We start from the raw sequence: 17,226 nt of genomic DNA, 5'->3' as shown, positions 1-17,226 counted from the left end.
CGGATGGGCGGGCGCCGCCTGCTCCGCGGCCTCTGGCTCGCGGCGGCGCTCCTGGTCCTGCCAGGCGCGCCGGCCCGGCCGCAGGCGCCGGACGGCCCGCCGCAGCAGCCCTTCCTCCGCATCGAGGCGGAGGCGCATATCGCGCCCGTCGCGCGGCTCGCGACCGATGCGACGGGATCGGTCCTCGCCACCGTGTCCGACGACAAGACGCTGCGGCTGTGGAACCTGCCCGAGGGGTCGCAGCGCCTCGTGATTCGCCCGCCGATGGGGACGGGGCCGGAGGGGGAGCTCTACGCCGTCGCCATGACGCCCGACGGGGCGCGCGTCGCCGCCGCGGGCTTCACGGCGCGCAGTTGGGACGGCGGCTTCGCGCTTTACCTGTTCGATGCCCGCACGGGGCGCCTGCAAGCGCGGCTGCCGGGGCTCGCGGCGCCCGTGCAGCACCTGGCCTTCTCCCCGGACGGCACGCGGCTAGCCGCGGCGCTCGGCGGGCGCGCCGGCATCAAGGTGTGGGACGCGCGCAACGGCCGCCTGGTCTTCGAGGACGGCGCCTATACCGGCCCGGCCCGCATGGTCGCCTTCGACGCGGCGGGGCGGCTCGCGGCAAGTTCCGCCGATGGCGGCATCCGCGTCTATGCACCGGACGGGCAGCGCATCGCGAACCGCACCCCTGTGCAGGGCGCCCGGCCCTATGGCATTGCCTTCTCGCCCGACGGGTCGCTGATCGCCGTTGGCTTCGAGGACCGGCTGCGCGTCGAGGTGCTGGCGGCGGCCGACCTGCGCGCCGTCTTCGCGCCCGATGTCTCGGGCCTGGCGGGGGAGGGCCTGCCGGCCGTCACCTGGGCGCATGATGCGCGCGGCGGCGTGCAGCTCCACGCCGCGGGCTATGCGCGGCCGCAACGCGCCGTCGCGGCACCGGCGCCCGGCACGCGGCCCGCCGCCCCGCCCCGCCCGGGCGGGGGCGCGCGTGGCGATGCCGGCAGCACGACCTCCGCCGGCTCGCGCGGGCTGGCGGTGCGGGAGCAGCAGCCGGCAGCGCCCGCCGCCGCACCGGCGACGCCGGCGGATTCGCCGCGGGAATTCCTGATCCGGCGGTGGGCCGATTTCGGCCTCGGCCCCTCGACCGACATCGCCGCGGCGCGAGATGCGATCGCGCACCTGTTGCCGCTGCCGCAGGGCGGCCTTGCCTACGCCGCGGCCGATCCGGGCTGGGGCCTGATCGCGCCGGACGGGACACTTGCCCTCGCGCCGCATTCGCCGGGTGGCGACTTCCGCAACACGGGCGTGACGCTGGCGCTTTCGGCCGACGGCACGCAGCCGCTGTTCTCGCTTCGCGCGGGGGGCGCGCCGCTGGTCTTCGACCCGCTGACCGGCAGCCTGGCCGCCTGGCGCGGAGAGGCGGGCTTCAGCGTCGCGCGCACCGAGACACCGCGGCTGCGCGTGCTCGACTGGCGCAATTCGAACAGGCCGCGCCTCGGCAACCAGCCGCTGCAGATGGGCGAGGGCGAATTCGCCCGCAGCCTTGCGATCCTGGTGAACGAGGATGGCTTCCTGCTGGGCACCGACAACCACCTCCGGATGTATGACGCGCGCGGCCGGCTGATCGATTCCGTGCCGACGCCGGGCGCCGTCTGGGGCGTGTCCGTGGCCGGCGAGATGGGGGTCGCGGCGCTCGGCGACGGCACCATCCGTTGGTACCGCTTCGAGGCGGGGGCGCTGCGCGAGATCGCCGCGCTGTTCGTCCACGCCGAAACGCTGCGCTGGGTGCTCTGGACGCCGGAGGGGCTGTTCGACCACGGCGCCAATGGCGGGCAGGAACTGGTGGGCGTCCACCTCAATGCCGGACGCAACCAGACGCCGGAATGGGCGTCGTTCCAGCAGGCCTATCGCGCGCTCTATGCGCCACGGGCCGTGCGCGGGCGGATCGCGGGGGATTTCGCCCCCGCGCAGGAACGACTCGCGCAGCTCGGGGAAGTGCGCAGCCGGATCGGCCGGTTGCCGCTGCTGGCCGGCGGCACCCTCTGCGCCGTGGTGGGGGAGGAATGCCAGCCCATCGGGTGGGACGCGCGCGCGCTGCCCGAAGGGGCGCGCGCGCTCCGCATGGGCTTCACCGCGACCGACCGGGGGCTGGGCTTCGGGCCGCTCGATGTCCTCGTGAACGACCGGATCGCGGCCCGCGCCGAACCCTCGGCGGGCGACACCAGCGTCGAGGTTCCCCTCGATGGCGGCTCCAACCGGATCGCGACGCGGCTCTATGGCAGCGACGGCGTGCTGTTCTCCGAAGGCCCGACGCTGACGTTGCGCCGTCCCGGGGAACCGGAGGTGGCGCCCGGCCTCGGCCGCCTGGTGGTCCTGGCGGTGGGCGTCAACGACTACGCGCTGTCGGACCTCGACCTTCGCTTCGCGGCGCCCGACGCGCGTTCGGTCGGCGATGCCCTGCGGGCGGCCGGCGCCGGGCTGTTCCGCGACGTCGACGTGCGGATGCTGCCCGATGGCCGGGCGACGCGCCGCGGCGTGCTGGACGCTCTGGCGGCCGCCGCGCGCGATACCGCGCCGGCGGACACCTTCATCCTGTACATCGCCGGCCACGGCATCGTGGCGCAGCCCGGCAACCGCTTCCTGTTCCTGCCGTCCGACGTGCGGGACACGAGCAGCATGGCGGCACTGCGCCAGCAGGGCATCGACGACGCGACGCTGGTCGCGGCGCTGGCACGCATCCGCGCGCGCGACGCCTTCATCATGATCGACACCTGCTACGCCGGGCAGATCGACATCGACCAGCTCGCCGCGATCGGCAACGACACGGGCCGGTTCCTGCTGGCGGCCTCGTCGAGCGTGCAGGAGGCGCTCGATTCCTACGACGACCGCAACGGCGTCTTCGCCTATGCGCTGATGGAGGGCCTGCGCGGACGCGCGGCGGCCGATGCCGAGGGGCGCGTGACGGCGCTGGCGCTCGGCGAATGGGTCATGCGCCGCGTGCCGCAACTGGCGCGCGAGAAGGGACACCAGCAGAACGCCGTGTTCCGCGCCGCGCAGCGGGAATTGCGGTCCTTCCCGATCGCCGCCGTTGCGCGGTAGCGGTCAGTCCGGCGGCACGGCGAGGCAGCCCGTGCCAGCCCGCGAGAAGCCCGCGACGCGGCCCTGCCGGACCTCGAAGGTCACGCGGCAGTCCGGCGGCGCGCTGTAGACGGGAAACGACGTCCCGATGCCGACGCCGCTGCCGTAGCCGCCCCGCCAGCCGAAGCCGCCGACGCCGAAGCCGATGACCGCCGGGGTCTCCGGCGCGCGGCGGCCGAGGCGTTCGTATTGCAGGAAGCGGCGACCCTCCGGCGTCGTGAAGTCGGCTTCCGGCACGCCCAGGGTCTGCACCAGGTCCCCTTCCGGCAGGCCGACCAGCGCCTGCATCCGGGCGTCGAAGCCGGCTGTGGTGGCGCAGGCGCCAAGGCCGAGGGCAGCGAGGAGGAGGAACGCGCGCATCGTCGGAGGATGGGGCGCGAAGGCGGCGGAATCTAGGCTGCCTCGCCGGCGACCCAGCCGCTCGACCAGGCCCACTGGAAATTGTAGCCGCCGAGCCAGCCGGTCACGTCCACCGCCTCCCCGATCACGAAAAGGCCGGGGACCTCCTTCGCCGCCATGGTCTGCTGCGACAGCGCCGCAGTGTCGACGCCGCCCAGCGTGACCTCGGCCTTGGCGTAGCCCTCGGTCCCCGCGGGCTCGAGCCGCCAGGCCTTGAGCAGGCCGCCCAGCGCCTTGAGCGGCGCGTCCCCGATCTCACCGATGATGCGCGGCGGCAGGTGCAGCCCGGCCATCGCCTGCGCCAGCCGCTGCGGCAGCAGGTCGGCCAGGATGGTGCGCGCCTCCGCCTTCGGCCGCGCGCGCTTGGCGGCGAGCAGGGCTGCCGTCGCGTCGCGCCCGGGGGCGAGGTCGAGCGTCAGCGCCTCCCCCTCCCGCCAGTAGGACGACGCCTGCAGGATCGCGGGGCCGGAGAGGCCGCGATGGGTGAACAGCAGCGCCTCCTCGAAGGCTGCGCGCCCGCAGCGCGCGACGGCGGGCAGCGCCACGCCGGCGAGCGGGCGCATCAGGTCGAGCGCCGCGCCCGCGAAGGTGAAGGGCACGAGGCCCGGCCGGGGGGCGACCAGCGGCAGGCCGAAGCGGCGCGAGACGTCGTGCGCGAAGCCGGTCGCGCCCATCTTCGGGATGGACAGGCCGCCGGTGGCGAGGACCAGGCTCTCGGCCGTGAAGGCGCCGTGGTCGGTCGCGACGGTGAAGCGGTCGGCGCGCGCGATGTCGGTGATGCGGTGGCCCAGGCGGAGGTCGACGCCCGCGGCATCGCATTCCGCCCGCAGCATCGCCACGATCTGCCGGGCCGATCCGTCGCAGAACAGCTGGCCGAGCGTCTTCTCGTGGAAGGCGATGCGGTGCTTCGCCACCAGCGCGATGAAGTCGTGCTGCGTGTAGCGCGCGAGTGCCGAGCGCGCGAAATGCGGGTTGGCCGACAGGAAGCGCGCGGGCACGCAGCCGGTGTTCGTGAAGTTGCAGCGCCCGCCGCCGGAGATCAGGATCTTCTTGCCGGGCTCGTCCGCGTGGTCGAGCAGCAGGACGCGCCGACCGCGCTGCCCCGCGCGCATGGCGGCGAAGAGGCCCGCCGCGCCGGCGCCGAGGACGATGACGTCGAAGTGCCTCACGCGGCGGCCGCCAGCCCTGCCATGTCGCGGCCGACCGCCTCGGCCACGCGGATGCCGTCCACCGCGGCCGAGTAGATGCCGCCCGCGTAGCCTGCACCCTCGCCCGCCGGGAACAGGCCGCGCGTGTTGACCGAATGCAGGTCCGCGCCGCGGCGGATGCGGATGGGGGAGGAGGTGCGCGTCTCGACGCCGGTCATCACCGCGTCCGCCATGTCGAAGCCGCGGATCCGGCGGCCGAAGGCGGGCAGCGCCTCGCGGATCGCGGCGACCGCGAAGTCCGGCAGGCAGAGCGCGAGGTCGGTTGGTGTGACGCCCGGCTTGTAGGACGGCTGCACGGCGCCGAGATGCGTGGAGGGCCGGCCGGCCAGGAAATCCCCCACCAGCTGAGCCGGCGCGCTGTAGTCGGCGCCGCCGGCCACGAAGGCGCGTTCCTCCCAATGCCGCTGGAAGGCGATGCCGGCGAGCGGATGGCCGGGATAGTCCTGTTCCGGCGTGATGCCGACGACGATGCCGGCATTGGCGTTCCGCTCGGCGCGCGAATACTGGCTCATGCCGTTGGTGACCACGCGGCCTTCCTCGCTGGTGGCGGCGACGACGGTGCCGCCGGGGCACATGCAGAAGGAATAGACGGACCGCCCGTTCGCGCAGTGATGCACCAGCTTGTAGTCGGCGGCGCCCAGGATCGGGTGCCTGGCGAAGTCGCCGAAGCGGGCGCGGTCGATGATGGATTGCGGGTGCTCGATCCGCACACCGATCGAAAAGGGCTTGGCTTCCACGAAGACGCCGCGGTCATGCAGCACCTGGAAGGTGTCGCGCGCCGAATGGCCAATGGCGAGCACGACGTGGCCGGTCTCGATCGTCTCGCCGGCCTCGGTCACGACGGCCTGGATGCGGCGCGTGCCGTCGCGGCCGGTCTCGACCACGACATCCGTCACCTTCGTGCGGAAGCGGTATTCGCCGCCCAGCGCCTCGATCTTCGCGCGCAGGCTTTCCACCATCGTCACCAGGCGGAAGGTGCCGATATGCGGTTTGGCGACGAACAGGATCTCCTCGGGCGCGCCGGCCGCGACGAATTCGGTCAGGACCTTCCGCGACACCGCCTCGGGCGCCTTGATGCCGGAATAGAGCTTGCCGTCGGAGAAGGTGCCGGCGCCGCCTTCGCCGAACTGCACGTTCGATTCAGGCGTCAGCACGTGCCGGCGCCAGAGCGCCCAGGTGTCCTTGGTGCGTTCGCGCACCACCTTGCCGCGGTCGAGGATGATCGGGCGGAAACCCATCTCGGCCAGGATCAGGGCGGCGAAGATGCCGCAGGGGCCGGTGCCGATCACGACCGGGCGGCGCCATCCCGGTCCTGGCGCGCGGGCGACGTGGCGATAGGCGAGGTCCGGCGTGGGCGCCAGCGTGCGTGCCAGCGCCGGGTCCCGCGCGGCGCGGCGGAGCAGCGCGGCCTCGTCCGCCACCTCGATGTCGACGGAATAGACCAGGTGGATGTCGGAGCGCCGACGCGCATCCCAGGCGCGGCGCGCGACGCGGAGGGAACGCAGTTCGGCGCCCGGCAGGCCGAGCCGCGCGCACACGGCATGTTCCAGCGCCTCGGGCGGATGGTCGAGGGGGAGTTTGAGGTCGCTCAGCCGCAGCATCGGCGCGCTATAGCACGGGATCCCGATAGCCGAAGGAGCCCCCTGCGGTCCGAGGCCGGGCATCGGACCGGGAGCGCAAGGCGCGACCGTGCCCGGGCGGGCCTTGATTGCCGGCGCTCCGGTGCGGGGCGGGCAAGCCAGGCACAGCCAGGTGCGCGCCGGCGCCTGAAGCCAAGCTAATGCCCGCCGCCGAGATAGGCGTCGCGGACCTCGGGCATCGCCAGCAACTCCCGCCCGCTGCCGGCCAGCGTGATGCGCCCGTTCACCAGCACGTAGCCGCGATGGGCGAGGCGGAGCGCCTGGTTCGCGTTCTGCTCGACCAGCAGGACGGTCAGCCCTTCCTTTTCGTTCAGGTCGCGGATGGCCGAGAAGATCTGCCGCACGATCAGCGGCGCGAGGCCGAGGGATGGCTCGTCCAGCAGCAGCAGCCGCGGCTTCGACATCAATGCACGGCCGATCGCGAGCATCTGCTGCTCCCCGCCCGACAGGGTACCGCCGCGCTGGGCCTGGCGTTCGCGCAGGCGCGGGAACAGCGCGAAGACCTGGTCCAGCAGCGGTGGCGGATCGTGGCCGGCGACCTGCGCGCCCATCAGCAGGTTCTCCATGACCGACATGCGCGGGAAGACGCGCCTTCCCTCCGGCACCTGCGCGAGGCCCATGCGCATGATCTCATGCGTCGGCAGCTGCGTGACGTCGCGGCCCTCGAAGGCGATGCGCCCGGCGCGCGCGCGGGGGTCGCCGCAGATCGTCATCAGCAGCGTGGACTTGCCCGCGCCGTTGGCGCCGACCAGCGTCACGATCTCGCCCTGCGCGACCTCGATCGACACGTCGCGCAGCGCCTGCACGGCGCCGTAGGAGGTGGAGACGGCGTCCACGGCGAGCATGGGCGCGCTCATGCCTCGTCCCCCTCGCCGAGATAGGCGGCGATGACGCGGGTATCGGCGCGAATGGCGGCCGGCGTGCCGTCGGCGATCTTCTTGCCGTGGTCGAGTACGACGATGCGGTCGGAGATGCCCATCACCACGCCCATGTCGTGCTCGATCAGCAGGATGGAGCAGCCGCCGTCGCGGATGGCGCGGAGCAGCACGCCGAGTTCGTCGGATTCGCGGGGATTCAGGCCGGCGGCGGGCTCGTCGAGGCAGAGCAGGACGGGGTCGGTGCACATGGCGCGCGCGATCTCGAGCCGCCGCTGCTGGCCATACGGCAGCGCGCCGGCCGGGTCGTCGGCGCGCTCGATCAGGCCGGTGGCTTCCAGCCAATGCGTCGCCTTCTCGATGGCCAGGCGTTCGGCGCGCCGGTAGCCGGGCAAGCCGATCAGGCCGCCGATGCCGAAGCCGGTCGCCGCCATCAGGGTGTTGTGCTGCGCGACGAGCAGGTTCTCGAGTGCCGTCATGCCGGGGAACAGGCGGATGTTCTGGAAGGTGCGCGCGACGCCCGCGCGCGCGATGCGGTGGCCGGGCAGGCGCTGGAGGTCCACCGGCGCGCCGTCGCGCATGAGGCGCAGCGCGCCCCCGGTCGGCCGGTAGAAGCCGGTGATGCAGTTGAACATCGTCGTCTTGCCGGCGCCGTTCGGGCCGATGATGGCGGTGATGTCGCGCTGCAGGGCGGTGAAGGAGACGGCGTCGACGGCGGTCAGGCCGCCGAAGCGCATCGTCAGCCCCTCGGCCTCGAGGATCGGCGTCGCCATCGGTTCAACCGCGCCCTTCGCCGACATGCTCGGCGCCGATCGCGCGCCGTGCGCCAAGCGCCACGGTGGGCGTGCGGCTGCCGACCAGGCCGCGCGGGCGCACCACCATGATCAGCACCATCGCGCCGCCGAAGACCAGCATGCGGTATTCGTCGAGGTCGCGGAACAGCTCGAAGCCGCCGATCATCACCAGCGCCGCGATGGCGATGCCGATCTGGCTGCCCATGCCGCCCAGCACGACGATCGCGAGGATGATGGCGCTCTCGATGAAGGTGAAGGATTCCGGGCTGATGAAGCCCTGGCGCGTGGCGAAGAAGGCGCCGGCGAAGCCGCCGAACATCGCGCCCATGGCGAAGGCCGTGAGCTTCGTGTTGGTGACGTTGATGCCGAGCGCGCGGCAGGCGATCTCATCCTCCCGCAACGCTTCCCAGGCGCGGCCCAGCGGCTGCCGGCGCATCCGGATGCTGACCCAGTTGGTCAGCAGCGCGAGGATGAGGATGAGGTAGTACAGGAAGATGACGCGGTGGACCGGGGAGGGCTCGATGCCGAAGAAGCCGGCGAAGGTGTCGGGCTCGCCCGACATGCTGAAAGGCAGGCCGAAGAAGGAGGGGCGGGGGATCCCGGTGATGCCGTTCGGTCCGCCGGTGAGGCTGACCCAGTTGATCAGCACGACACGGATGATCTCGCCGAAGGCGAGCGTCACGATCGCGAGGTAGTCGCCGCGCAGGCGCAGCACCGGGAAGCCGAGCAGGATGCCCCAGAAGGCCGCGAGGATGCCGGCGAGCGGCAGGCACACCCAGAAGGACAGGCCGAAGGTCGTGGCGAGTAGCGCGTAGGAATAGGCGCCGACCGCGTAGAAGGCGACGTAGCCGAGGTCGAGCAGCCCCGCGAGCCCGACCACGATGTTGAGCCCCCAGCCGAGCATCACGTAGGTCAGCACCAGGATGCCGAGGTCGAGCTCGTAGCGCCCCGTCCCGGGGATGAAGGGAAGCACGACGGCGGCGCCGAGCAGCAGGGGCGCCACGAAGGTGCCGGCGCGGCGCAGCACCTCGGTCCGCGCGGCGGTGCGCGGCTTCGCCTCTCCGCGCAGGCCGCGCCAAGTGACCAGGCCGAGCCGGCCGAAGAAGGCGATCAGCACCAGGATCGCGACATCCGCCCAGCGTTGCCGGATCATCAGCGCGCCATCGGCGCCGACATCGGTGCGCAGCCCGACGATCGGGATGAACAGGCCGGCCGCGACCAGCGCCGTGATGGCGGCATCCTTCATGGCCGCCGCGGTGACGGAGGGGCGGTTCGCCATGGTGATTGCGGCGACCTCGCCGGTCATACCTTCTCGACCTCCGCCCGGCCGAGAAGGCCGGTCGGCATGAAGATCAGCACGAGCACGAGGATCGAGAAGGCCGCGACATCCTTGTACTGGACACTGAAATAGGCGGACCAGAAGGTCTCGATCAGCCCGATCAGCAGCCCGCCCAGCACGGCGCCGGGCAGGGACCCGATGCCGCCGAGCACGGCGGCCGTGAAGGCTTTCACGCCGGCCAGGAAGCCGATGTAGAAGTCGATCACGCCGTAGCGCAGCAGGTACATGCTGCCCGCGACCGCGGCCAGCGCCGCGCCGATCACGAAGGTCAGGCTGATCGTGCGGTCGGTGTTGATGCCGAGCAGGCTCGCCATCTTCCGGTCCTGTTCGCAGGCCCGCATCGCGCGGCCTAGCGGCGTTCGCGTCACGAGATACGTGAAGATGCCGAGCACGCCGAGCGTCACCGCGATGATCAGCATCTGCATGTAGGAGAACTGCACGGCGAAGCCCTGCGCCTCCATCACCTCGATGCCGCCGGGCAGCAGCGGCTCGATCGGCTTGACGCGCGCGCCCTGGGCCACCTGCATGTAGTTCTGCAGCACGATGGACATGCCGATCGCGCTGATCAGCGGCGCCAGGCGGAAGGACCCGCGCAGCGGCCGGTAGGCGATCCGCTCGACCGTCCAGCCATAGAGCGCGGTGACGCACATCGACACGAGCAGCACGATCAGGATCGCCGCCGGCCCGTCCATGATGCCGCCCGAGACGAGCATCACGATCGAGATCAGCGCTACGAAGGCGCCGACCATGAAGATGTCGCCATGCGCGAAGTTGATCATGCCGATGATGCCGTAGACCATGGTGTAGCCCACGGCGATGAGCCCGTAGATCATGCCGAGGCTGATCCCGTTGATCAGCTGCTGCAGCGCATAAGCCACAGGCCGTCTCCCTTCGTTGCGCGCGTGAAGTCCTGCCGCGACGCTACGACAGGCACGGCATGGCCGGAAGGGAGGATGGTGCCCAGGGGCGGAATCGAACCACCGACACTGCGAATTTCAGTCGCAGAGCCGTGCCCGACACGTGCCGCCACGATGAGTCCGCGAGCCGACAACGGTTCCGGAATCTGTTGACCTTCTTCGCCGACCCTGCGACTTCGTACGCCACGAACCGTCAGAAGGCGACGGAGAAATGAGTCCGCAAAGAGTCCGCAAGCCGGCCGAGCGACCCTCACGCCTCAGGCTCTCGGATGCAGTCGTCGAGGCGGCGATCTGCCCACCCGGCCGGAAGGACGTCCTCCTGTTCGACGCCGACCTCCGCGGCTTCGCCGTGCGGGTCACCCGCACGGGCGGCAAGACGTTCCTCCTCCAATACCGCGTCGGGGGGATCGGTCGCCGTGCGGTGATCGGGACCTGGGGCGAGATCACCACCGCCAAGGCGCGCAAGAGCGCCGAGACGCTCAGGGGCGCCGTTCGCGATCACCGCGACCCCGTCGCCGAGCGGCGTCAGCGCCTTGCCGAGCAGCGGGCCGCCGAGGCGCGCGCGAAGGCGGAGGCGAGCGCAGCCGAAGCCGCCGGCGCCTTCACAGTCGAAAGGCTGATTGCCCATTGGACCGAGCTTCGCCTGTCCGAGCGGTCGGCTTCCTATCGGGCGCGAGCACCGCGCGACATGCGCCGCGCCTTCGGGACGTGGTGCGCCGCTCCGGCCGCCGACCTCGATCGGACGGCGGCGGTCGGCATCCTCGACGAGGTGAAGTCGAAGCAGGGGCCGGTCGCGGCCAACCGCCTTCGTGCCGTCGCCTCAGCCTGCTGGTCCTGGGCGCTGAAGCGAGGCTCTCTTGCCGAGAACCCATGGAAGGATACCGAGCGGCCGGCGGCGGAGGCGGCCCGCGAGCGCGTCCTGACGGACGCCGAAGTTGGTGCGCTTTGGACCGCCGCGGGCGCGCTCGACGCGCCCTGGGGCGGGCTCGTGCGCACCCTCCTCCTGACTGGCCAGAGGCGCAGCGAGGTCGCCGGGATGATGTGGACCGAGATCGACATCGACAGCGCGACCTGGTCGCTGCCTGCGGCTCGGGTGAAGAACCGGCACGCACACACGGTTCCGCTCTCCGCGCAGATGCTCGATGTGCTGCAGGCGCAGCCGCGCTTCCGGGCCAAAGAGAGGGGTGCCGGTCTGGTCTTCCGCGGCGCACGAGGCACTGCGCCCAGCGGCTTCGGTCGCGTGAAGGTGCGGCTCGACAAGGCGATGGCGAAGGCAGCTAAGGAGGCGGGGCGCCCCTAAGTGTCGTGGACGCTTCATGACCTCCGGCGGACGGTTGCCACTGGCCTGCAGCGCCTCGGCATTCGCCTCGAGGTCACGGAGGCGATCCTCAACCACGTAAGCGGCAGCCGGGCGGGGATCGTCGGCGTGTATCAGCGTCACGGGTGGGCGACCGAGAAGCGCGCTGCCCTCGACGCCTGGGGCGCCCGAGTGGGGACACTGGCCTCGGCCGGCCGAGGGGATCCCGCGGTCGTCCCAGCAGATGCGCTCGCAGAACGGCGGGCGAAGCGTCAGGCGCGGCGATGAGCGAAGCGGGGGAGGATTACCCTCTGAGTAATTGGCAACACTGGCAACAAGCGAGGTTTTTTTAGCCCTTCCGGTGTTGCCAGTCATGTTGCCAGTCTGGTCGACCGGCAACACCCACAGGCGGGCGTCGCTCCTCCTAGTGTAGCGCGACGATCTGGATGGGAGCGCGCGTCAATCAGGAGGCCGCGTTGAAGGCGCGGTGAGCCGGCGCGGCAGAGGCGAGCGGACATTCCTGTCCTGGAGCACCACCTCGGCGCGAATATCGAGACTCCGGACGGGAGGATCCCGATGCGGGTGGTCGTTCGGCAGCAGCCGGACGGCCAGGTGGCCTAATACCTGGGGATCGGGGATGACGGGCGCCTTGAGGCGGTCCGGGCCGCCCGTGGATCCTCGACAAACGAGACCAAGGGGCAGCCCGGGGGGCGTGCTGGGGGAAGGAACCCCGAGCAGCCGAGGTTAGCCATGGTAGCAGAGGCGGGTTGTCGTCAACCTCGACATCAAGAACCCGAACACGGCCGCGGTGGCCCATGGCGACCCGGAGGTGCTGCTGGCCAAGCTCGACGCCGCCCGAGGCCGAGACTGCCCGCCTGCGGGACCAGCTGAAGGCCATCCTGGCCGAGGCGCTTGCCCGCTGACCCATGCTATCCTGTCCGCCATGGACGCCACGCCCATGATCGCCGAGCTGGACGCCAAGCGGGAGGCGCTGGCCGCGCTGTGCCGCCGCTTCGGCGTGGCGCGGCTGGAGCTGTTCGGCTCCGCCGCGCGCGGCACCGACTTCGCGCCGGCGCGCAGCGACCTCGACTTCCTGGTGACGCTGACGCCGGCAGCGCGCGATGACCTCGCGGGCTTCGCCGAACTGCGGGAGGCGCTGGAGGCGCTGTTCGGCCGCCGCGTGGACCTGCTGGAGCGCGAAGCGATCGAGGCCAGCCGCAACCCGATCCGCCGCCGCCGCATCCTGAACGAAGCCCGCCCGCTCTATGCCGCCTGAGCCGCCGTCGCTGCCCGAGCGCGAACTCGCGGTGCTGTGGGACATGCTGCTGGCCGCGCGGGATGCGCAGAGCTTCGTGGCAGGGCTGGACGAGGCCGCCTTCCTTGCGAGCCGCCTGCACCAGGCCGCCGTGATCCGCGCGCTGGAAGTGCTGGGAGAGGCGGCGGGCCGTGTCTCCCGCGACAGCTGCGCGGCGCTGCCGGACCTGCCCTGGCGGGAGATGACGGGGCTGCCCGCGATGGACGAAGTGAGGATGGAAAGGGAAGTCGTCTCGCTGTTGTTCGTGCTTCGCGCGCTGATCGAGGGCGTGCCGTGACAGCCGGCAGCCCGATTCCTTCAGAGCCCATCGAAACTAGCGCGACTGGCGTCTCGGCGACCTCGGCCGTGCACAAGCTGACGAGCTCCGAGATCGAAGCCGCCAACCGTGCCGAAGCCACTGCCCTGCTGATCCGCGCAGACGGGCCATGGCGGGCGGATCGACCTGCTGGCCATCGCGCCCGACGGCGCGCTCGTGCTGATCGAGATCAAACGGGATCGCACGCCGCGCGAGGTCGTAGCCCAGGCCCTCGACTACGCGGCCTGGGTGGACGCCCTGCAGCCCGATGACATCGCTGCCATCTACGGCCGCTTCGCGCCGGGCAAGAGCCTGGCCGAGGATTTCCGGCAGCGCTTCGGCCAGCCCCTCGATGAGGAAACCAGAACACAGTGGTGCCGTCGACCACGCCGAAGTGGCGCCATACGGTCGAGACGCTGAAGCAGCGCTTTCCGCGTCACAATGGGTGACGCCCCGCAGCATCGGGCCTTGCCGAGGAGGGACCACCGTTCATGACGGGTGACACCCACCAGATGCAGATGCTGCTCCTTGAGGACGTGCTCGATCCTGCAAAGCCGATGTGCCTGCCGCCGGGGCCACGCGCGCTCTACCTGCACGACGGAGAGGCCAGGATCGGCGATCGGTCCCTGTCGCCTGATGCGACCCTGTTCTCTGACGCAGCCATCGAGGTCACCGGGCACGGCACGCTCTGGCGGTTTGAGGTGGCGCGCCGTCCGCCCGACTGGACCGTGCCGCCGGAGGATCGCGCTCGTCTGCTGCTCGCCCGCCCGCTGGCGCGCGATCCGTCCCTGCCTTTCGTGCTGCGCCTCGACCGCGTGGATTTCATCCCGAACGCCGACACGCCCGCGCACGGCCACTACGGCCAGGGGATCCGCCGCCTGCTTGCTGGCCGCCTGCTTCTGCGGATCGGTGATCGCGTCGAGCGCCGGCACCCCGGCGAGGCGTGGTTCGAAACCGGGCAGGAGCCCGTCACCGCCCGCGGCCTCGTGCCCGAGACGGCCTTCATCCGCGCCCTGGTGATGGATACCGACATGCAGGGCAGGTCGAGCTTCCTCGCCTGGACACCCGAGGATGCGGCAGCGCCGCGCAACGTCACCTACCGCCTGTTCCTCGACGAGCTCACGCGCCTCCCGTGACCGCCGCGCTCCGCTGGTGCACGACGCGGCCCCCGACAATCGTCAGCTCCGCCGCGATATCCCCGAACGCCGCATCCGGTACCGTCAGCGGGTCGGCGCTCAGCACCGCGAAATCCGCGAACTTGCCTGGCTCGATCGAGCCCTTCCGGTCCTCCTCCATGGTCAGGAAGGCACCGTGGTTCGTCACCGCGCGCAGCGCCTCCTCCCGGCTCAGCGCCTGGCCGGGGGCGATGGGGCGGCGCTCCGCCGTGCTCATGCGCGTCACCGCCTGCATGACCGGCTGCCACAGCGAGATCGGCACGTTGTCGGTGGCCAGTGAGACCGGCACGCCGGCCTCGCGCAGCCAGCGGAGGGGCACGATCGAATCCTCATCGGCCAAGCCGTGCCGGGCCTGCATCAAATGGCCTTCCTTCGCGATGTAGCGGTTCGTGTGCGTGGTCACCACGAGGCCGAGGTCTCGGATCAGCTGAACCTGATCCCGCGTCAGCACCGAGATGTGGCCGAGCACCCAGCGCAGGCCGCGGATCGGCGCGATTCGATCCACCTCGGCGAACAGCTCCAGCATGTTGGGCCAGATTCCGGTGACGCGGATGCCCTGCCGCGCGCAGGCAACCAGGAGCGCCTTCGCGCGCTCCCGCGGCAGACCCATGTCGTAGTTGAAGCCGGCCCAGCCGGTGGTCGGCGCCGCGGCGCGGATCGCATTTTCCGGGTTGCGGCCGATCTCGGTGATGAGCCCGCCCACGCGCAGCATGTCATCGCCGAGCCCGCGGCCGGCTAGCCAATGCGCCCAGCCCTCGACCAGACGGTCCAGGTCCGTGTCCTCGACACCGCGCCAGTCCGGACAGAAGACCAGGTTCGCCCGCATCGTCAGCCGGCCCGCCTCGTGCACCTGGCGATAGGCGCGCAGCAGTTCCGCGGCGACGCCATGGCCCTCGTAGATGCTGGTGGTGCCGAAGGCATGGTAGGCGGCAGCCGCGGCCGGCAGGCTCGCCGCGCGTTCCGCCACCGTGAAGCCAGGCGCGGCGCGGAGCAGTGACAACTCGACCAGCGGCATGAAGGTCTGTTCGCGGAAGATGCCGGTCGGCGCGCCCGAGGCATCCGTCTCGATCTCGATGCTCGGCGCAGGTGGCACCGTGTCCGGGCCGATCCCGGCCAAGGCAAGCGCGCGGGAATTCCCGACCGACACCAGCGGCAGCGTGTGCCGCCAATAGCCCCAGATCGGCTTGATGTAGACCGGGTTGTGCGGCGCCGCTTCGTCGAGGTCATGCCGCGTCGGCCAGCGCCCCTCGACCAGGCCCTTCTCCGGGTCGCGATAGAAGGGCGGCTCGCCGAGCGGCATGGTGACGATCCATTCGCCCGGCTGCCTGCCCTGCGCGAGTTCCGCAATGCGCGCCTGCACATCCGCGATGGACCGGCAGCCCGCGAGGCTCGGCAGCACCTGGCGCAGCCCCGCACGGTCCATATGGGCGTGCCCGTCGATCAACCCCGGCATCATGGTGCGGCTGGCGAGCGCGATCTCCTGCGTGCCGGGCCCGCGATGCCGCGCGACGGCCGCGGCGTCGCCGACCGCGAGGACGCGGCCGTCCCGCACCGCGACCGCCTCGGCCACCGAGAAGCGGTCGTCCATCGTCAGCACCTTGCCGCCCGTCAGGATCAGGTCGGCGGGGATGGCATCCATGAGGCGGCTCCGGGGCACTGCGCCGCGCCACGGTCCAGCCGGGACACCAAAGGGTCAAGCGCGCCGCGGACGGAATTGTTGCGCCCCTGTCAGCCACTTCGCCAGGATGGCGCCCGTCCGACACGGAGGCTGGAACAATGAAGCGTCGCTCCCTCTTCGCCGCGACCGGCGCAGGGCTGGTTCTGGCAGCGCCCCGGCTGCAGGCGCAGGGCACCTGGCCGAGCCGCCAGATCCGCCTGGTCGTCCCGTTCAGCCCCGGCGGGTCGGTGGACGCCATGGCGCGCGTCACGGCGCAGAAGCTGCAGGAACGGCTCGGCCAGCCGGTGATCGTCGAGAACCGCACCGGCGGCAACGGCGCGATCGGCGGCATCGCCGTCGCGCAGTCCCCGCCCGATGGCTACACCTTCTGCTTCTCCGCCAGCATCCAGATCCTGGCGCGGCTGGTCATGCGCAGCCCCGGCTATGACCCGATGGTCGACCTGCAGCCGGTCGCGCGCGTCGGCCAGGGCCCGCTGCTGCTGATCATGAACCTCCAGCGGCCGCAGACGACGCTACAGGAGGTCGCGGCCGCCGTGCGCGCCAACCCGCGCGACTGGTCCTTCGGCGTGTCGTCGCTGGGCTCGGCCGGGCACCTGGCGACGGTGGAGTTCATCCGCCAGGTCGGCGTGGATGTGACCGCCGCGTCCTATCGGGGTACTTCGCCGGCGCTGGCGGACATGATGGGCGGGAGCATCGCGCTGATCTTCGACCCGATGCTCGCAACGCTGCCGCCGGTGCGAGCCGGTCGGGTGAAGGGTGTGGCCATCACCTCCGCGCAGCGCAGCGCGGCGGCGCCAAACATTCCGACGACCGCGGAAGGCGGCATGCCGAGCATCGACCTGGAATCCTGGTGGGCGCTGTGGGGGCCGCGCGGCCTGCCCGCGGAGATCACCGCGCGCATCAACGCGGAACTGGCAACCGCGATGTTCGAGGCCGATGTCCGCGAAAGGGTCGGGAGCCTGGGGATCGAGCCGATGTTCCAGGCCGGTGCCGAGCTGGCGCAGTTCATGGAGCGTGACTTCGCGCGGTCGCAGGAACTGCTGAGGATCGCGAACTTTCAGCCCCAGTAGCGCTTGGCACGACCCGCTCGCGAGGAACACGGCGACCTTCACTGAGAATGAATTCGTCCCACCGTGCGGGGCTGCCCGGCATCGCCGTTGCGTCCGCCCAGAGCGCG

15 protein-coding genes and 1 tRNA gene are annotated in these 17,226 nt (G+C 71.5%); 7 read left to right on the top strand and 9 right to left on the bottom strand.

The features are described from left to right. The first annotated feature begins 3 nt into the window (after positions 1 to 3). Positions 4 to 3,078 (top strand): caspase family protein, encoded by a 3,075-nt coding sequence (locus tag E8M80_RS09365; RefSeq protein ID WP_137125423.1) that lies wholly within the window; start codon positions 4 to 6, stop codon positions 3,076 to 3,078. Between the two features lie 3 nt (positions 3,079 to 3,081). On the opposite strand, the gene E8M80_RS09360 is transcribed toward E8M80_RS09365, so the two are convergent. From E8M80_RS09360 to E8M80_RS09325, 8 genes are all read right to left on the bottom strand, one after another. Further along, the gene (locus E8M80_RS09360; RefSeq protein WP_137125422.1) at positions 3,082 to 3,477 is read right to left on the bottom strand and encodes a hypothetical protein; all 396 of its coding nucleotides are present in this window, start codon (positions 3,475 to 3,477) and stop codon (positions 3,082 to 3,084) included. A 32-nt stretch (positions 3,478 to 3,509) separates the two neighbouring features. Beyond that, entirely contained in the window at positions 3,510 to 4,685 is a 1,176-nt protein-coding gene (locus tag E8M80_RS09355; protein ID WP_137125421.1) for an NAD(P)/FAD-dependent oxidoreductase, read from the bottom strand. Continuing rightward, a complete protein-coding gene (locus E8M80_RS09350; RefSeq protein ID WP_137125420.1) occupies positions 4,682 to 6,325 on the bottom strand; it encodes an NAD(P)/FAD-dependent oxidoreductase in 1,644 nt (547 codons plus the stop codon). Before E8M80_RS09350 ends, E8M80_RS09355 begins: the two co-directional genes overlap by 4 nt. Positions 6,326 to 6,501: 176 nt before the next feature. Then, positions 6,502 to 7,209, bottom strand: coding sequence for an ABC transporter ATP-binding protein (locus tag E8M80_RS09345; protein WP_206035613.1), 708 nt, complete (start codon positions 7,207 to 7,209; stop codon positions 6,502 to 6,504). 8 nt (positions 7,210 to 7,217) lie between these two features. Then, positions 7,218 to 8,012, bottom strand: coding sequence for an ABC transporter ATP-binding protein (locus E8M80_RS09340; RefSeq protein ID WP_137125418.1), 795 nt, complete (start codon positions 8,010 to 8,012; stop codon positions 7,218 to 7,220). A 4-nt stretch (positions 8,013 to 8,016) separates the two neighbouring features. Further along, positions 8,017 to 9,339: a high-affinity branched-chain amino acid ABC transporter permease LivM gene (gene livM / locus E8M80_RS09335; protein ID WP_137125417.1), complete on the bottom strand. Its 1,323-nt coding sequence runs from the start codon at positions 9,337 to 9,339 to the stop codon at positions 8,017 to 8,019. Further along, complete coding sequence (locus E8M80_RS09330; RefSeq protein WP_137125416.1) at positions 9,336 to 10,250, bottom strand: ABC transporter permease subunit; 915 nt, start codon at positions 10,248 to 10,250, stop codon at positions 9,336 to 9,338. The genes livM and E8M80_RS09330 overlap by 4 nt, the downstream gene beginning before the upstream one ends. Positions 10,251 to 10,326: 76 nt before the next feature. Then, positions 10,327 to 10,402: transfer RNA gene (locus E8M80_RS09325), tRNA-Phe, on the bottom strand. A 98-nt stretch (positions 10,403 to 10,500) separates the two neighbouring features. Here E8M80_RS09325 and E8M80_RS09320 point away from each other — a divergent pair. The 5 genes from E8M80_RS09320 to E8M80_RS09300 all read left to right on the top strand — a co-directional run bounded on the left by E8M80_RS09320 (position 10,501) and on the right by E8M80_RS09300 (position 14,332). Continuing rightward, positions 10,501 to 11,589, top strand: a complete 1,089-nt coding sequence (locus E8M80_RS09320; RefSeq protein WP_137125415.1) for an integrase arm-type DNA-binding domain-containing protein — start codon at positions 10,501 to 10,503, stop codon at positions 11,587 to 11,589. Positions 11,590 to 12,529: 940 nt separating this feature from the next. Beyond that, positions 12,530 to 12,862, top strand: a complete 333-nt coding sequence (locus E8M80_RS09315) for a nucleotidyltransferase family protein (RefSeq protein WP_240789961.1) — start codon at positions 12,530 to 12,532, stop codon at positions 12,860 to 12,862. After that, positions 12,852 to 13,178 carry a DUF86 domain-containing protein gene (locus tag E8M80_RS09310; protein WP_137125414.1) on the top strand — a complete coding sequence of 109 codons (327 nt, stop codon included), beginning with the start codon at positions 12,852 to 12,854 and terminating at the stop codon, positions 13,176 to 13,178. The genes E8M80_RS09315 and E8M80_RS09310 overlap by 11 nt, the downstream gene beginning before the upstream one ends. A gap of 195 nt (positions 13,179 to 13,373) precedes the next feature. Next, positions 13,374 to 13,616, top strand: coding sequence for a hypothetical protein (locus tag E8M80_RS09305; RefSeq protein ID WP_206035602.1), 243 nt, complete (start codon positions 13,374 to 13,376; stop codon positions 13,614 to 13,616). A gap of 71 nt (positions 13,617 to 13,687) precedes the next feature. Beyond that, positions 13,688 to 14,332 carry a hypothetical protein gene (locus tag E8M80_RS09300; RefSeq protein ID WP_137125413.1) on the top strand — a complete coding sequence of 215 codons (645 nt, stop codon included), beginning with the start codon at positions 13,688 to 13,690 and terminating at the stop codon, positions 14,330 to 14,332. Here the strand turns inward: E8M80_RS09300 and E8M80_RS09295 are convergent. After that, a complete protein-coding gene (locus E8M80_RS09295) occupies positions 14,316 to 16,010 on the bottom strand; it encodes an amidohydrolase (RefSeq protein WP_137125412.1) in 1,695 nt (564 codons plus the stop codon). The two genes, E8M80_RS09300 and E8M80_RS09295, sit on opposite strands and share 17 nt — an antisense overlap. 137 nt (positions 16,011 to 16,147) lie before the next feature. On the opposite strand from E8M80_RS09295, the gene E8M80_RS09290 reads away from it, so the two are divergent. Beyond that, the gene (locus E8M80_RS09290; RefSeq protein WP_137125411.1) at positions 16,148 to 17,119 is read left to right on the top strand and encodes a tripartite tricarboxylate transporter substrate binding protein; all 972 of its coding nucleotides are present in this window, start codon (positions 16,148 to 16,150) and stop codon (positions 17,117 to 17,119) included. The last annotated feature ends 107 nt before the right edge of the window (positions 17,120 to 17,226 follow it).

Source organism: Roseomonas sp. HF4, from assembly GCF_005222755.1.
Taxonomy (GTDB): domain Bacteria; phylum Pseudomonadota; class Alphaproteobacteria; order Acetobacterales; family Acetobacteraceae; genus Neoroseomonas.
The sequence above is the reverse complement of the archived record's forward strand: the minus strand, read 5'-3'. Positions and strand labels throughout refer to the sequence as shown.

What these genes read in the sequence shown, in the direction of transcription:
- E8M80_RS09310 (WP_137125414.1), top strand. Translation starts at nt 12,852, where the DNA reads ATGCCGCCTGAGCCGCCGTCGCTGCCCGAGCGCGAACTCGCGGTGCTG.
- E8M80_RS09365 (WP_137125423.1), top strand. Translation starts at nt 4, where the DNA reads ATGGGCGGGCGCCGCCTGCTCCGCGGCCTCTGGCTCGCGGCGGCGCTC.
- E8M80_RS09360 (WP_137125422.1), bottom strand. Translation starts at nt 3,477, where the DNA reads ATGCGCGCGTTCCTCCTCCTCGCTGCCCTCGGCCTTGGCGCCTGCGCC.
- E8M80_RS09345 (WP_206035613.1), bottom strand. Translation starts at nt 7,209, where the DNA reads ATGCTCGCCGTGGACGCCGTCTCCACCTCCTACGGCGCCGTGCAGGCG.
- E8M80_RS09290 (WP_137125411.1), top strand. Translation starts at nt 16,148, where the DNA reads ATGAAGCGTCGCTCCCTCTTCGCCGCGACCGGCGCAGGGCTGGTTCTG.
- livM (WP_137125417.1), bottom strand. Translation starts at nt 9,339, where the DNA reads ATGACCGGCGAGGTCGCCGCAATCACCATGGCGAACCGCCCCTCCGTC.
- E8M80_RS09315 (WP_240789961.1), top strand. Translation starts at nt 12,530, where the DNA reads ATGGACGCCACGCCCATGATCGCCGAGCTGGACGCCAAGCGGGAGGCG.
- E8M80_RS09350 (WP_137125420.1), bottom strand. Translation starts at nt 6,325, where the DNA reads ATGCTGCGGCTGAGCGACCTCAAACTCCCCCTCGACCATCCGCCCGAG.
- E8M80_RS09320 (WP_137125415.1), top strand. Translation starts at nt 10,501, where the DNA reads ATGAGTCCGCAAAGAGTCCGCAAGCCGGCCGAGCGACCCTCACGCCTC.
- E8M80_RS09340 (WP_137125418.1), bottom strand. Translation starts at nt 8,012, where the DNA reads ATGGCGACGCCGATCCTCGAGGCCGAGGGGCTGACGATGCGCTTCGGC.
- E8M80_RS09295 (WP_137125412.1), bottom strand. Translation starts at nt 16,010, where the DNA reads ATGGATGCCATCCCCGCCGACCTGATCCTGACGGGCGGCAAGGTGCTG.
- E8M80_RS09300 (WP_137125413.1), top strand. Translation starts at nt 13,688, where the DNA reads ATGACGGGTGACACCCACCAGATGCAGATGCTGCTCCTTGAGGACGTG.